We start from the raw sequence: 14324 nt of genomic DNA on the forward strand, positions 1-14324 counted from the left end.
ATATTTGAAAAGCTTTCCCTATATATGATAATTCACAGGGTGCAGAAAAGATTAGTTTTTTTAAATTCACCTGTTTATTGCTCCAGATAAATGGTAATCAGTAGAGTGTACATTGATGGGTTTTCGTGATCTCAATCTGAGAGAGCGGCAGGTTCTTGGTATCATTATCCAGGCCTATGTTGTAACTGCTGCTCCTGTCGGCTCAAGGTATATAGCCAGAAATTACAATCTTGGTTTTTCCGACGCCACGATACGCAATGTCATGGCTGAACTTGAAGATGAAGGCTATATCAGTCAGCCGCATACCTCAGCGGGTAGAATTCCGACTGACAAGGGGTACCGTTATTACGTTGACCTCATTATGACCTTTCAGTCTCTTGATGACAATGAGAAAAAGAGAATTGAGGAAAATATCGGTCAAATCAGCATTGACCGAAAAGGCACCTCCTCCGATGTTCTTCTTTCGGCGGTAAAAGTTCTTGGAACAATTTCAAGGCAGTTGAGTGTTGTTTTATCACCGACACTTTCCAATGCCATTTTTGAAAAACTGGATATGGTGTTGCTGAGCTCGACGAGGATGATGGTAATTCTTTCTATCCAGTCGCTGTTTGTCAAGACCATTGTCATGGAGCTTGATCTTGAGGTCTCCCGCCAGACCATTGACGGGGTGGTTGATATGCTCAATCAGCGGTTGTCGGGACTGACGCTTGCTGAAATCCGCCGATCAATTACCCGGCGTCTTTCCGGATGCAGTTGTGACAGTGGCCTGAAAAATCTTATTGTACGCTCTGCTGGTACACTCTTTGACGAGTCGCCCATTTTTGAACGGCTCTATATTTCCGGTACCGAATATATTGTTGATCAGCCCGAGTTCAAGCAGCCGGACAAGGTTCGTGAGCTTATCACCATGATCGAAGACAAGTTCAGCATGGCAAAGCTCGTTGAAAACAGTGGCCCGTCACGTATGGATATTACCATCAGTATTGGCAAGGAGAATTGCGAACGGCAGGCGGAAGATCTCACAATTGTTTCAGCTCCATACTATGTTGGCAACATGGTTGGAAAACTTGGGATTCTCGGGCCGAAAAGAATGGACTATGAACACGCTGTCCGTGTTCTCAATTATATGGCCGATAGCCTTTCAACAACGTTGTCAGGTGTTAACTAAAAAAAAGTAATGTGGTTATGACAAAGAAAGTAATGGACGAACAAGAGAGCCATAAAGAGTATCTTGATGAGATCCTGCAGGCAGGTGAGGTTCAGGAGGATACAGTGCCGCTGGTGGAGTGGTCTCAGGGGCAATCATCCCCGGAGGGTGAGTGCACTGAGGCGAGAATAGCCGAGCTTGAAACTGAGCTTGCAAGGCAGAAAGAGCAGGCTGGAAAGTACCGCGATGAGCTGTTGCGCAGGGCTGCAGATTTTGAAAATTTCCGCAAGCAGAAGGAGCGGGAGGCAATGATGGCCTCTTCGAGGGCTCTTGAGAATATTATCAGAGAGTTGCTTCCTGTTATTGATGATGTCAAACGCCTTCTTGACCATGCTCCCCTGAGTGCGGAGAGATCAAGTGAAGCTCGTCCCTATATTGAGGGTGTGGAGATGGTGAAGAAAAATCTGGAAAAGTGGCTTGATGAAAAAGGGGTGAAAGCTATAGCGTCAATAGGGACAATGCTTGATGTGAACTTCCATGAGGCTATTTCACAGATCGACTCTCCTGATGCAGAGCCGGATATGATTGTTGATGAGTACCAGACAGGGTATCTGCTTGGAGAACGGGTCATCAGACATGCGAAGGTTATCGTAGCCCGGTAGACGGGGTGCTTTTTGTTACAATGAACAAGACATTCAAGAAAATTTGCTGGTTTTATTATGAAGAGAGAATATTACGAGGTTCTTGGTGTAGGCCGGACGGCTACCAAGGATGAGATAAAAAAAGCATACAGAAAGCTGGCCTTGCAGTTTCATCCTGACAAGAATCCAGATAACAAGGATGCTGAAGAGCACTTTAAAGAGGTGAATGAAGCCTATGAGGTGCTGAGTAATGATGACAAACGCCGCCGTTATGACCAGTATGGTCATGCAGGGGTGGGTTCTTCTGCCGCATCCGGTGGTCAGCCGGGTGGTGGCGCCGATTTAAACGATATTTTCAGTGCCTTCAATGACATGTTCAGTGGTGGCAGAAACAGGGGTGGAGGCTCTCCATTTGGCTTTGAAGATGCTTTTGGTGGCGGCAGCAGAAGAGGGCGTGCCTCAGGCGGTATTCCTGGAACCGATTTGAAAATTCGTCTCAAATTAACCCTTGAAGAGATTGCCAAGGGCGTTGAAAAAACACTGAAGATCAAAAAACAGGTTACCTGTAAAGAGTGTAATGGCAGTGGTTCCAAAACAGGAGCAACCGAGAACTGTTCAACCTGCCATGGCAGCGGGGAGGTTCGGCAGGTTTCAAAAACGATGTTTGGCCAGTTTGTCAATGTTACGGCCTGTCCGACATGCGGAGGTGAAGGGCGGATTATCAAGGATCGTTGCCCCGCCTGTTATGGTGAAGGTATCAAACTTGGTGAGGTGACCGTCAAAGTTGCTGTTCCCTCAGGAGTGGAGAACGGAAACTACCTGACACTTCGCGGCCAGGGCAACTCCGGGCCAAGAGGTGGAGCCGCCGGAGACCTGATCGTAGTGATTGAGGAGATACCGCACGAGTTTTTCTCTCGCAATGGCGATGATGTGATTTATTCGCTGGCCGTCAGTTTTCCGGATCTTGTTCTTGGTACCAAGGTTGAGGTACCAACCCTTGATGGCGCGGTCAAACTGACCATTCCTCCTGCTACACAGCCGGAGACCATGCTGCGCATAGCGGGTCATGGGATCGGTCATCTGAGAGGATCGGCCAGGGGAGACCAGTTTGTGAAGGTCAATGTTTTTGTTCCGAAAGATCTTTCCCATCAGGACAGGGAGTTGCTGAAAGAGATGCAGAAATCAGCAGGAATTTCACCCTCAGCCCATAATGACAGGAATGCGAAAAGTTTTTTTGAAAAAGCGCGTGATATCTTCAGTTAAGATGAGGCGGTCGTGATCCTGGATGAATTGCAAGGCAAAAAAAAAGCTACCCGCGAGGGTAGCTTTTTTTTGTAGATCACATTCTTTTCTCAGTCAAGCAATGCACTTACCAGCGATTCCAACTCCAGTTCATCCTCTGCGAGGCTGCCTTCCAGGCCTGTTTTTGAGATAACGTCAACAATATTTCGCACAACATCCTTATTGAAGGCGGTTGGCATTAAATTGTCGCGAGTCGGCTCGATGGAGTATGCGATTGAGGTCGCTACAGCCATTTTGATTTCAGGGGTAACTTTTTTGATGCCGCTTAAAAACAAGCCCTTGAAGAGGCCAGGGAAAACGAGGGCATTATTAACCTGATTTGGCAGATCCGAGCGGCCTGTTCCAACAACACTGGCGCCAGCCTTGTAGGCAAGGTCAGGCATGATTTCCGGTTCCGGATTGGCCATGGCAAAGATAAATGGCGAACTGTTCATTCCCTCAACCATAGCGGGAGTTACGATGTTGCCAATTGAGACGCCGACAAAAACATCAGCGCCGACCATGCTGCTCTGCAAATCGCCTTGATGTTTTGCCTTGTTGCTGATTGCCGCGATTCCCTGCTTGATGGAATTCATGCCCGGACGACCTTCGTAGAGTGCGCCCTGGGTATCAACAAGCATAACCTCTTTGACCTGCGCATGAATCAGAAGCCTTGCAATGGCAATACCGGCAGCTCCGGCGCCATTGATGATAACCGTGAGATCTCCAATCTTTTTGCCGGTTATACGGCAGGCATTGATGATAGCCGCCATGGTAACGATTGCAGTACCGTCCTGATCATCATGGAAAACCGGGATTGAGAGCTCTTTTTCGAGACGCTCAAAAATTTCAAAGCATCTTGGCGCTGAAATATCTTCAAGATTGATGCCCGCAAAACTGGGCTCAATCATTTTGCAGAATTGTATGATCTCTTCAACGTCGGTTGAGTTGATGCAGAGCGGAATAGCATCAATATCGGCAAACTCCTTGAAAATGATCGCTTTGCCCTCCATGACCGGCATGGCGGCTTCCGGCCCGAGGTCGCCGAGACCAAGAATTGCGGTACCATCAGATACAATCGCAACCTGGTTTGCCCGATTGGTCAGGGTATAGGATTTCTGTTTATCAAGGCTGATCTCAGTGCAGACAGCAGCCACACCCGGAGTATAAGCCAAAGAAAGGTCATCTTTGGTTTTTATGCTGACTTTTGAACGGATTTCGATTTTGCCGCGCGATTTGAGATGTAATTCTATTGATTGTTTTGAATAGTCCATGTGTTTTAACGATGACTCCCTGGTCATGATCTTGGATGATAGAAAAATGAGCTTGTCGTGCCGGGTGGTAAGATGGTGAACGCAGACAAGCGTATCAAACCATTTCCGGGAAAGGTATACAGGCGGACAAGGTAATGAGAAAACGACCCAATATAGTTTTTTTTATGGCCTTTCTATGCCCTTGCCGTCCAACTGTCAACACATTATCAGGTTCCGTGAGTGTGTTGACAGTGAATTATAGGTAATAATCAGTTTTGCCGGATAATGATGTTAGTTCCCATTTTTTTTGTAGGCCTTGTTCACCTCTTCAACGTAGTTGGCGATAACGCTCTGATCAGAGAGCTGATTGGGAGCAAAGATCTTTTCTGCAAGAATGGTGCTGCCGATAAGGTTGAGTTTCAGTTGTGGAAGATAGAGGAGGTTTGCCATCAGTTCAGGACTTCCGCAGGTGAGAAAGAGGGCGATTTTTTTCCCCTGAATGCAACTTTTCAGGTTGCTTTGCAAGAGCGCACCAAGGAGTTCGGACGATACCAGCAGATAGTAAATCGGGGCGCCCATAATCACAACATCAAACTCTTTGACGAAGCTGTAATCACCTGTTTTTTTGCATTTTGCTTTTTCGACATACGCGCCTGTTTCAGCAAGTTTGCGGCCTATCGAATCAATGAGTTGTTCGGTCGATCCACCTGCAGTTTTGCTGTCGAAAAGGATAATGGCTTTCATGGGAGTGGCGGCAGTGTGTGTCATAAGAAAAAAGGATAGTTGCGTTGACCACAGAACTGTAATTATCTGGAGAGAGAAGAGAGAGTAAAGTACAAAAAAAAGCGCTCCAGTTAAGAGCGCCTTTTTTTAAATCACCTCTGAGGAAGAGCCAATTTTAGACAAATTTCGAGTAGATATCAAGAAGATCGGTAACTCTGGTTGAGTATCCAAGTTCGTTGTCATACCAGCCGACTACCTTTACCAGATTGCCAGAGCTCATGGTGAGCAGTGAATCAAAGATACAGGAGTGTGGGTTGCCGACGATGTCCTGTGAAACGATAGGATCTTCACAGTATTCCATGAATCCCTTCATAGGCCCGTCTGCTGCGATTTTCATGGCAGCGTTGATCTCTGCTTTTGTTGCCGGTTTCTGGAGAATGGCGGTAACATCAGTGACGGAGCCGTCTGGTACAGGTACTCTCATGGCGAAACCGTCAAGGCGACCGATGAGCTCAGGAATAACCTCGCCAATAGCTTTTGCTGCGCCGGTGCTGGTCGGAATGATGGACAATGCGGCTGAACGGGCACGGCGAAGATCGGAGTGCGGAAGATCAAGGATGTTCTGGTCGTTGGTGTAGGCATGAACGGTGGTCATGAACCCTTTTTCGATGCCGAAATTATCCTGCAGCACCTTCATCATTGGAGCAAGGCAATTTGTTGTGCAACTTGCGTTTGAAACGATCTCCTCTTTGCCGGTGATCGAGTCGCCATTAACACCAAGCACGATGGTGGCGTCAATTTTGTCTTTTGCCGGAGCTGAAATGATAACTTTTTTTGCACCTGCAGCAAGATGCTTTGATGCGCCTTCTCTTGAAGTAAAGATGCCGGTTGATTCAACAACCAGATCACAGCCAAGCTCTTTCCAGGGAAGTGATGCCGGGTCACGCTGAGCGGTAATGGTGATAACCTTGCCGTTGACGACCAGATTGCTGCCCTCAACACTTACCTGGCCATTGAATTTTTTGTGGGTTGAATCGTACTTGAGAAGGTGCGCGAGGGTCTTCGGGTCACACAAGTCGTTGATTGCAACAATTTCATAATTCGGGTTGTTCAGTGCCTGGCGAAAAACCAGACGCCCGATGCGGCCAAATCCATTAATGCCGACTTTTACTTTTGCCATAATGTTGTTCCGGTATTGTACTACGTTAGTATTGATTGTTGATGAATAATTGCCGCAGAAAGTTCTTTTTTGCGGCTAAAAATACTCCCTAAGATATGATATACAACTGGAATTATTCAGGAATTTTTTTTAAACATTCTGTTAAAAGATTTTTCAGGTTACCAAAGCTTCCATTACTGAGCAGGACAACTACATCATTTTCATTCAGTTGCGGGTGAAGAAATTCTACAATATCAGCCGGATAGTTGGTCGGGTTTTCGCCTGCGAGAAAGACATCCTTTCCCTGATTTTGCAGCTCCTGTTTCAGCCGTCCGGTATTCAGTGATTGCTCGGCTCCGTAGCGTTCAGGCCGATGAACCATTCCCATGACAACAATTGAAGCCGGGCCAAAACACTCTGCAAGTTCCTGCTGGAAGATGTTTCGGGTGGTAGTGTTTGAGCGAGGTTCAAAACAGGCAATAATCCGTCTTCCGGTATACAGCTCTCCCAGAGCTTCAAGAGTTACCCGGATGGCTGTCGGATGATGGGCGAAATCCTCAACGAGTGTGATGTTATGCGCATAGGTGCCGACAATTTCCATACGCCGTTTCGGGCGCTTAAAGAGAGGCATGGCGCGTATGATGGCTTCAACAGAAAGACCACTGTGGGTTGCTGCAGCAATTGCTGCAAGGGAGTTCATGATATTGTAGTTGCCGAAGAGGGGTATGCGGATGCTGCCGAGGAGAGTTCCCTGATAGAGAAGGTCAAAGGTTGATGCCTCGCTGTCTGCCGACAGGTTACAGGCGCTCCACTCTGACTCCCTGGTCAAACCAAACCGCTCAACCCTGCAAAATGCCCTGGAGGCAACTTCAAGAGCAACCTTGTCATCACCATTCACCAGCAGAGTTCCGTTACCGGGGATCAGATTGACAAAAAGCCTGAAACTGCGTTTGATATCCTCAAGAGAGTCGAAAATATCGGCGTGATCAAATTCAATATTATTAATGATGGCGATGTCGGGGCGGTAAAGCAGGAACTTGCTTCGTTTGTCGAAAAAGGCGGTATCGTATTCATCACCCTCCGTCACAAAAAAGCCCTCTTCACTGCGCCCTGAAGCCCGGCAGCCAAGAGAAAAGTTTTCAGGGATGCCTCCAACCAGAAATCCCGGTTTGAGCCCGCCATGTTCAAGCAACCAGGCGACAAGAGAGGTTGTGGTTGTTTTGCCGTGGGTGCCCGCCACCACAATGGAGCTGTTATGGGCGATCAGGTGGCGTCGAACCAGCTCCGGCATGGAGAGAAGCTCAAGATGATGGTTCAGGGCATATTCGAGTTCAGGGTTTCCACGGCTTATCGCATTGCCGACAATGACGAAATCCGGTGAGGCGCTCTGCAGGTTAGAATCGGAAAAACCGCTGAAATAGCGGATATTATGGTCGTCAAGATAGCTGCTCATAGGCGGATAGAGCTGCGTATCAGAGCCGCTGATGGCATGACCTGCGTGGGAAAGTGCGACGGCAACGGATGCCATTGCCGTACCTCCGATACCGAGAAAATAGAAGGAACTCATCGTTGACTGGATTGTCTGTTTCTGGTTACTGTGTTGCATCTGCAACATGCAAGCTGGCTTATAGATACATAAAAAATCGTATAGCGTGCAAGAGGAGAGCTATGAAACATGCATCCCGCACGGCTCTCACACTCTCCTTTGGCGCTCTTGTACCAACCGAGTACCAATTTTTTTTAATGTGTGGTTACGCGCATAAAAAAAAGCTCTTCCGAAAGAATTTCCCTTATGGTGTAAAAGAATCAAATGAATCTGTATTTTACCCCAACAGTCTTAATAGATCTCAACCATTACCAGTTATGCAGTTTATCGACCTGCTTTCGCAGAAAGACCGGATACGGGCAGCGCTTCTCCATCGCATTGAAGGCATACTGGATCGTGGCCAGTTTATCATGGGCCCTGAGGTGACCGAACTCGAATCACGTCTGGCCTCTTATGTTGGTTCACGTTACTGCGTCTCTTGCTCCTCAGGAACCGACGCCCTGCTCATGCCTCTCCTTGCCAAAGGGGTCGGGCCGGGAGATGCCGTGCTTACCACCCCCTTTACCTTTGTTGCAACCGCTGAAGTGATCAGTCTGGCGGGAGCAACGCCCATCTTTGTTGATGTCTTGCCCGACACCTTCAACATGGATCCCGATCTTGTCGGTTATGCTGTCGATGATGCTGTACAGCGGGGGTTGAAACCCAAAGCGCTCATCCCCGTCGATCTCTTCGGTCTGACAGCGGATTATGATCGTCTTCAGGCGGTTGCTGATGCTTACAGAATCTGGATTCTTGAGGATGCTGCCCAAAGTTTCGGCGCCAGCTTCAAGGGGCGCAGGGCGGGCAGTTTCGGCCTTGTTGGAGCAACCTCTTTTTTTCCGGCCAAGCCACTTGGCTGCTATGGTGATGGGGGGGCGATTTTTACCGATGACGAAGAGCTCGACACGCTTTTACGCTCCATCAGGGTGCATGGCAGCGGTATCGACAAATACAGCAACGACCGTATCGGTATCAACGGACGGCTTGATTCAATCCAGGCGGCAGTGCTGCTCGAAAAGCTCACCATCTTTGATGACGAACTTGAAGCTCGCCAGCGCATAGCCGATCTCTACAGCGAGAGGCTGCAGGGCCGGTTTATCGTTCCTCATATTCCAGCACACTACCGCTCTGCATGGGCGCAATACTCTCTGCTTGCCGCCTCATCTGCTGAGCGGGATCAGCTCATGCAGGCCTTGCAGCAGGAAGGAATTCCAACGATGATCTATTACAAGATTCCCCTCCATCTCCAGAAAGCCTACGATTTTCTCGGCTATAAAGCCGGAGATTATCCCGTTTCGGAAGAGCTGAGCAGCCGAATTTTTTCGCTCCCGATGCACCCTTATCTCAAGGAAGAGGATGTTGAGCGTATCTGTTCCCTGCTTCTGTCGGCCTGATCTATCGGTTGGCCCTCTGCAACATCGCATAGAGTCATTCGGAGAAGGGTGGACGGCAGACAATAGCAGCCTGTTAATGGCACTTTCGGGATTCAGTGCTGTTCGTTCAGGTGTACTGTGCCCGGAAACTTGATACGGACGTAGATACCCGCAACCATGACCAGAGAGTTGATGGCACCGACAACAATAAACGGTGCCTTCGGGCTCATGGAGTCAAACAATCGTCCTCCGAGTGTCGTGATGATAAGGATTCCCACGGCGCCGCTGATATTGAACATACCGATAACCGACCCCCGCTCTGCCTTTGGCGCCTCCTGTCCGATGAGAGACTGCGAACCGAGAAAGGCGCTGATTTGCCCTATGCCGAGGAGCACGAAATTGACAATTGAAGCAGGTTCATGCGGATTGCTGATCAGCCCCAGCGAAAGATAGCCGATGCTTGCCAGTCCCATGCAGATTGTCAGTGCAGTAACCCGGTTCCATCGGTCGATAAGTGGACCGATAACCGGCGCCCAGAGCAGTGCCGCAGCCTGTGAGATAATAAAAATCATCATTCCCTTTTTGACCGCTTCGGCAGGCGCCATACCCATGGCTATTCCAGCAGTCGTTCCCCACAAAGGCAGAAAGGTGCCGATAATGGATTGATCACCCCTCGCAACAAAGGCGGCAGCGTAAGAGAGAAGGATGCGCGGATTTTTGGCACACCGGATGCCGCTGGTAACAAGAGAGCGAAGAGCAGGACGATCCTTTTTGCTCACCTCCGTGCCGCCCTTCAGACCAAAGGCAACAACCACTGCCGAAACCAGCGCAACTCCGGCAATGGCAAGATGCGTATAGAGCCCGGCATCACTGCCGCTGAACCCCTTCGCAACAAGCTGCATCGGCAAGCCGCCGAAAAAGCTGTTCAGCACCACAATACCAAGACCATTAAGAAATCCGGTTATGGCAATCAGTTTTCCCCGCGACCGTTCAGCAGGATAGTCGATCATCACCGTCGAGAGCGCACCGGTCACCGCAACAATACCGAGTGCATAAATCATCCTGTAGAGAGTTAAATCAAAAACGGATCGTGAAAGCGGATAGAGCGCATAAGCCACTGCAAGCAGAAAAAAACCGGCGCTGTAGACCGGTTTTCGCCCGATACGATCCATCAGAACCCCGGCAGGCACAAAAAAGAGCAGCGTGACAACTTCCGTCCAGAAAACCAGATTGCCGCTGATGGTTCCCTGCTGCGAAGTGGGAATTTTCAGATGCTCGTTGAGGATATAAGCCTGACCGATCGAGACAAAGGTGACCAGCCCGATAGAAAAGAAAGCCGCATAGAGATAGGTCAGAGCGTGGCGGGGCAGCACCGACGGCGCCAGAGTAATCGGCCCCATTTTATGGAGGGTTGATGGTTCGTTCATGCAGAGGTTATTGAGTTTTCTAAACGACTCTTTTCAAAAATTTCCTGACGGCCACAAGAAAGGCTTCAGGCTGTTCCTCGTGTGGCAGATGCCCGCAATCGGGTACAACTACCAGCTCAGCACAGGGAAGTTCACGGGCAAGCCGGATGCTCTCCTCTGTTTTGACGGTCAAGTCGTGTTCACCCGTAATGACGAGTGATGGCAGCGACATGGTTTTCAGCCGCTTCTCCAACTGGAGATGATGTGTTTCCAAAAAAAGCTCCCAAAAGGCTCTCGACCAGTTGCCATGCATCAGGTCACTGCGAAACTCGGCAAGAACAGCGTCGCCCAACCGCTCCTTGTTGTGCCAGAAGCCGCGAATATTACGGTCGTAGAGTCTGGTGATGAGGAATTTCATCAGACGAGAAAAAACCGGTGTCATGGCTTTCATGACAGGCTTCATGAAGGCAGGAACTTCACTGGTGGCATAGCCGCTGTAAATCATGGCGCCGGCAAGCACCACTCCCTCAACATGCTGCGGATGGCGGAGTGCTGTCAAAAGCGCCAGGGTGCCCCCCGTTGAATTGCCAACCAGCACCGCTTTGCTGAAACCAAGTTTTTTTATCAGTGCGATAACGAGGTCACTCTGGGCTTCAGGAGTGTAACTGACCCCTGTGGCCTTTGAGGGCAGAGGGCGTGAGGTATAACCAAAAGCAGGACGGTCGAAGGCCAGGACCGTTGTTGTTTTCGCCAGTTCATCAAATACGAGGCGCCATGAGCGGAGACTCAGAAAACTGCCATGCAGCAGTACCACGAGCGGCTTTCCGCTGCCAGCCATCCGGTAATGAACCTTAAAGCCGTTAACCTCAATAAAGCGCTTCTCAGGAGAGGTTTGTTTCCCGTTCGTAGCGTACGTTCCCTTGGCGATCAGTGTTGCTCTTTCAGGCATGGTTGCAGCGGTTTATAATGCGGCCCAATTTTCAATGGTTTGATGATGTAGATGCAGATATTGGTATCTCCTCGCGAATCTGCTCTTCAGGCTCCTCTCGCTGCAATTGAAACCCTGGCTCAAACTCCTCCAGAGCAGTGTCAAGCATTGCCCATGACTTATCAATCGGCAACAGTAAAACTCCATTACCGAAATGTTTGATAAGAACATCGGTGCCCTTAAACCGGTACTCCTTGGGCAATCGGATAGCCTGGCTCTGCCCGGATGGCAAAATGCGTGCAGTATCCATACTCTCTCCTTAACCGACCATTTACAGTGCTGTCTCGCCATGAACCCATAATTCATGCTCGCTAATATCAATATCTTTCTGCCAAATAACTGCGTAACCACCCACATCCACCTTCACTGCACTGAACAGTGCTGCGTTTTTTAAGGGAGCAAACATCTCTTTCTCAAGCAAAGGTTTAATGTCATAGGTTTTCTTCTGATGATTATCAAATTCAACGAGAAGTGAATAATCGTCAATTGCTGTGGCACTTATGATTTTTGGATGATTCATCATACTAATCCAGCGGTGGGAGATTGTGAAATTCTTGCTTATTCCACATCTCTTTTAACTCAGATTGATACATTGTTGCCCATTCATTGACCAGCTTTCGTGCTCTGCCGGGTAAATCACCTTCAATCATTTCCATGGTATCGATGTTGAACAATCCAATATGTTCTCCATAGACGGCATGAAAATGTGGTGGTGGGTGATCACCAAAAAACAATTTAATGACTATTCCGTAAAATCTGGCTATTTCAGGCATTTTTGAATCCATGTTTTTGTCTCAGGTTTTTTCGCTTCACCCCCCGCAGGGATGCAACTGCCCATCTGCCATGCGCAGGCAGCGGTCGGCGAGGGCGGCGTACTCTTCGTTGTGGGTGACGATGACGAAGGAGGTTTGGCGCTCCTTGCTCAGGCGGGCCATGAGTTCGTAGAGAATGCGGCTGTTCTGGTTGTCGAGGTTGCCGCTTGGTTCGTCGGCCAGTATCAGTTTCGGGTTGTTCATCAGGGCGCGGGCAATGGCGACGCGCTGCTGTTCACCACCGGAGAGTTCAGAGGGGAGGTGGTCGAACCGCTCCGAGAGGCCAAGGCTTGCAAGCAGCTCTCCGGCCCTTTTTTTTGCGGGCGGCAGTTTGCCGGTGGCGATGAATTCGGGCATCGCCACATTTTCGAGGGCGGTGAAGTCGGAAAGGAGGTGGTGGAACTGGAAGACGAAGCCGATTTTCCGGTTCCGGAACGTTGCCAACGCTTTTTGTGAGAGCGTGTATTTTTTATCCCGGAACAAAACTTCCTTGTCAAAGAGGATTTCGCCGCTGTCGGGTGTGTCGAGGGTGCCGAGCAGGTTGAGCAAGGTTGTTTTGCCGCTTCCTGAGGCACCGATGACGGTCACCATCTCACCTTCGCCAAGCGTGAGATTGACTTTGCGGAGGATCTCGATGCTCTTTTTCCCCGGAAGGGTGTAGGACTTGCTGATATTTTTTGCTTCAAGCATTATTTATGCTGGTCTGGTTTGGCCGTTTCCTTCAATAATCCATTTATATGTTGTCAGCTCTTTCAGCGCCATCGGGCCTCTGGCATGGAGCTTCTGTGTACTGATGCCGATCTCGGCGCCAAGTCCGAACTGTGCGCCGTCGGTGAAGGCGGTTGAGGTGTTGGCATAGACCACGGCGGCATCGACCCGTTTGAGGAAGGTTGCCGTTGTCTCGGGGTCAGTCGCGATGATGGCTTCGCTGTGGCGTGAGCTGTAGCGGGTGATATGCTCCAGCGCTTCTTCAAGGGAGGAAACCGTTTTTACCGACATTTTCAGAGAAAGGAATTCGGTGCCGAAATGTTCCGGTTCAGCCTGATGGAGCAGGTCGTCAGGATAGGAGCCCTGCAGTGCCTGAAAGGCGGCCTCATCAGCAAAGAGCATCACCTGTTTTTCCTGAAGCGGTTCTACCAGAGCAGGGAGGTCGGCGAGACGCTCCTGGTGGATCACGAGAGTATCAAGGGCGTTGCAGACGCTGGGGCGACGGGTTTTGGCGTTGAAGATGATATGCTTGCCGAGGTCAAGATCGCCGCTTTTGTCGAAATAGGTGTGCACAATGCCTGCGCCGGTTTCGATGACCGGAACCTTTGCGTTGTTACGGACAAAGTCGATCAGCTTCTGGCTTCCGCGTGGAATAATCATGTCGATATAGCCGACTGCGTTGAGCATGACGGCGGCGGCTTCCCGTTCTGCGGGCAGCAGGTAGAGGGTATCAGGATTGATGCCATGCTGCTTCAGGACGGAGTGGATCAGTTCGACAATGGCAATATTGGAGTACATGGCATCACTTCCTCCTTTCAGGACGGTTGCATTGCCCGATTTCAGGCAGAGCGCAAAGACGTCGAAGGTGACGTTTGGCCTTGCTTCGTAGATGATGCCGATCACGCCTATTGGTACGGTCACTTTTTTCAGGTTGAGGCCGTTCGGCAGCACCCGCTCTTCAAGCAGTGCATCAAGCGGAGAAGGGAGTGAAGCGACATTACGGATGTCGGCAGCAATGGCATCAAGACGCGATGCATTCAGCAGCAGCCGGTCAACCATGGGGTCAGCCGGATCCATTCGTTCGATATCTTTCTGGTTTGCCTGGAGAATGGCCTCCTGGTGAGATGGTATGCTGTCGGCAAGGGCGCAGAGCAGGCTGTTGATGGTTTCGTCGGTGAGGGTGATGATCTCCCTGCTTGCCTGCTGGACGGCTATGAGTTGTTTCGTTATCGTTTCTTTCATGTCGGG

15 protein-coding genes are annotated in these 14324 nt (G+C 49.7%); 4 read left to right on the forward strand and 11 right to left on the reverse strand.

The features are described from left to right. Positions 1-115: 115 nt before the first annotated feature. Genes hrcA through dnaJ form a run of 3 tightly spaced genes read left to right on the forward strand, consistent with a single transcriptional unit; the run spans position 116 to position 3051 of the window. Positions 116-1168 (forward strand): heat-inducible transcriptional repressor HrcA, encoded by a 1053-nt coding sequence (gene hrcA, locus AC56AD_RS05395; protein WP_012507857.1) that lies wholly within the window; start codon positions 116-118, stop codon positions 1166-1168. A gap of 17 nt (positions 1169-1185) precedes the next feature. Beyond that, positions 1186-1809, forward strand: coding sequence for a nucleotide exchange factor GrpE (locus AC56AD_RS05400; protein WP_012507858.1), 624 nt, complete (start codon positions 1186-1188; stop codon positions 1807-1809). 57 nt (positions 1810-1866) lie between these two features. Next, complete coding sequence (gene dnaJ, locus AC56AD_RS05405) at positions 1867-3051, forward strand: molecular chaperone DnaJ (RefSeq protein ID WP_012507859.1); 1185 nt, start codon at positions 1867-1869, stop codon at positions 3049-3051. An 89-nt stretch (positions 3052-3140) separates the two neighbouring features. Here dnaJ and AC56AD_RS05410 read toward each other — a convergent pair whose 3' ends face one another. The 4 genes from AC56AD_RS05410 to mpl form a co-directional block, all read right to left on the reverse strand. Beyond that, positions 3141-4370 carry an NAD(P)-dependent malic enzyme gene (locus tag AC56AD_RS05410; RefSeq protein ID WP_012507860.1) on the reverse strand — a complete coding sequence of 410 codons (1230 nt, stop codon included), beginning with the start codon at positions 4368-4370 and terminating at the stop codon, positions 3141-3143. A gap of 243 nt (positions 4371-4613) precedes the next feature. Then, positions 4614-5090 carry a flavodoxin family protein gene (locus AC56AD_RS05415; protein WP_012507861.1) on the reverse strand — a complete coding sequence of 159 codons (477 nt, stop codon included), beginning with the start codon at positions 5088-5090 and terminating at the stop codon, positions 4614-4616. A gap of 130 nt (positions 5091-5220) precedes the next feature. Further along, complete coding sequence (gene gap / locus AC56AD_RS05420) at positions 5221-6225, reverse strand: type I glyceraldehyde-3-phosphate dehydrogenase (RefSeq protein WP_012507862.1); 1005 nt, start codon at positions 6223-6225, stop codon at positions 5221-5223. Between the two features lie 112 nt (positions 6226-6337). Beyond that, positions 6338-7771, reverse strand: a complete 1434-nt coding sequence (gene mpl / locus AC56AD_RS05425) for a UDP-N-acetylmuramate:L-alanyl-gamma-D-glutamyl-meso-diaminopimelate ligase (RefSeq protein WP_041526445.1) — start codon at positions 7769-7771, stop codon at positions 6338-6340. A 296-nt stretch (positions 7772-8067) separates the two neighbouring features. On the opposite strand from mpl, the gene AC56AD_RS05430 reads away from it, so the two are divergent. Beyond that, positions 8068-9183 (forward strand): DegT/DnrJ/EryC1/StrS family aminotransferase, encoded by a 1116-nt coding sequence (locus AC56AD_RS05430; RefSeq protein WP_041526446.1) that lies wholly within the window; start codon positions 8068-8070, stop codon positions 9181-9183. A 92-nt stretch (positions 9184-9275) separates the two neighbouring features. Here the strand turns inward: AC56AD_RS05430 and AC56AD_RS05435 are convergent, their stop codons facing one another. Genes AC56AD_RS05435 through AC56AD_RS05465 form a run of 7 tightly spaced genes read right to left on the reverse strand, consistent with a single transcriptional unit; the run spans position 9276 to position 14318 of the window. After that, the gene (locus AC56AD_RS05435; protein WP_012507865.1) at positions 9276-10589 is read right to left on the reverse strand and encodes an MFS transporter; all 1314 of its coding nucleotides are present in this window, start codon (positions 10587-10589) and stop codon (positions 9276-9278) included. 19 nt (positions 10590-10608) lie between these two features. Further along, a complete protein-coding gene (locus AC56AD_RS05440) occupies positions 10609-11517 on the reverse strand; it encodes an alpha/beta fold hydrolase (protein WP_012507866.1) in 909 nt (302 codons plus the stop codon). A 31-nt stretch (positions 11518-11548) separates the two neighbouring features. Further along, positions 11549-11806 (reverse strand): antitoxin, encoded by a 258-nt coding sequence (locus AC56AD_RS05445; RefSeq protein WP_012507867.1) that lies wholly within the window; start codon positions 11804-11806, stop codon positions 11549-11551. A gap of 21 nt (positions 11807-11827) precedes the next feature. Then, complete coding sequence (locus AC56AD_RS05450) at positions 11828-12079, reverse strand: DUF2442 domain-containing protein (RefSeq protein WP_012507868.1); 252 nt, start codon at positions 12077-12079, stop codon at positions 11828-11830. A 1-nt stretch (position 12080) separates the two neighbouring features. Then, positions 12081-12341, reverse strand: coding sequence for a DUF4160 domain-containing protein (locus tag AC56AD_RS05455; RefSeq protein WP_012507869.1), 261 nt, complete (start codon positions 12339-12341; stop codon positions 12081-12083). Between the two features lie 24 nt (positions 12342-12365). Continuing rightward, the gene (locus AC56AD_RS05460; RefSeq protein ID WP_012507870.1) at positions 12366-13058 is read right to left on the reverse strand and encodes an ABC transporter ATP-binding protein; all 693 of its coding nucleotides are present in this window, start codon (positions 13056-13058) and stop codon (positions 12366-12368) included. Positions 13059-13061: 3 nt separating this feature from the next. Beyond that, positions 13062-14318 carry a glutamate-5-semialdehyde dehydrogenase gene (locus AC56AD_RS05465; protein ID WP_012507871.1) on the reverse strand — a complete coding sequence of 419 codons (1257 nt, stop codon included), beginning with the start codon at positions 14316-14318 and terminating at the stop codon, positions 13062-13064. Positions 14319-14324 lie beyond the last annotated feature (6 nt).

The sequence above is a fragment of the Pelodictyon clathratiforme genome, from assembly GCF_982375515.1.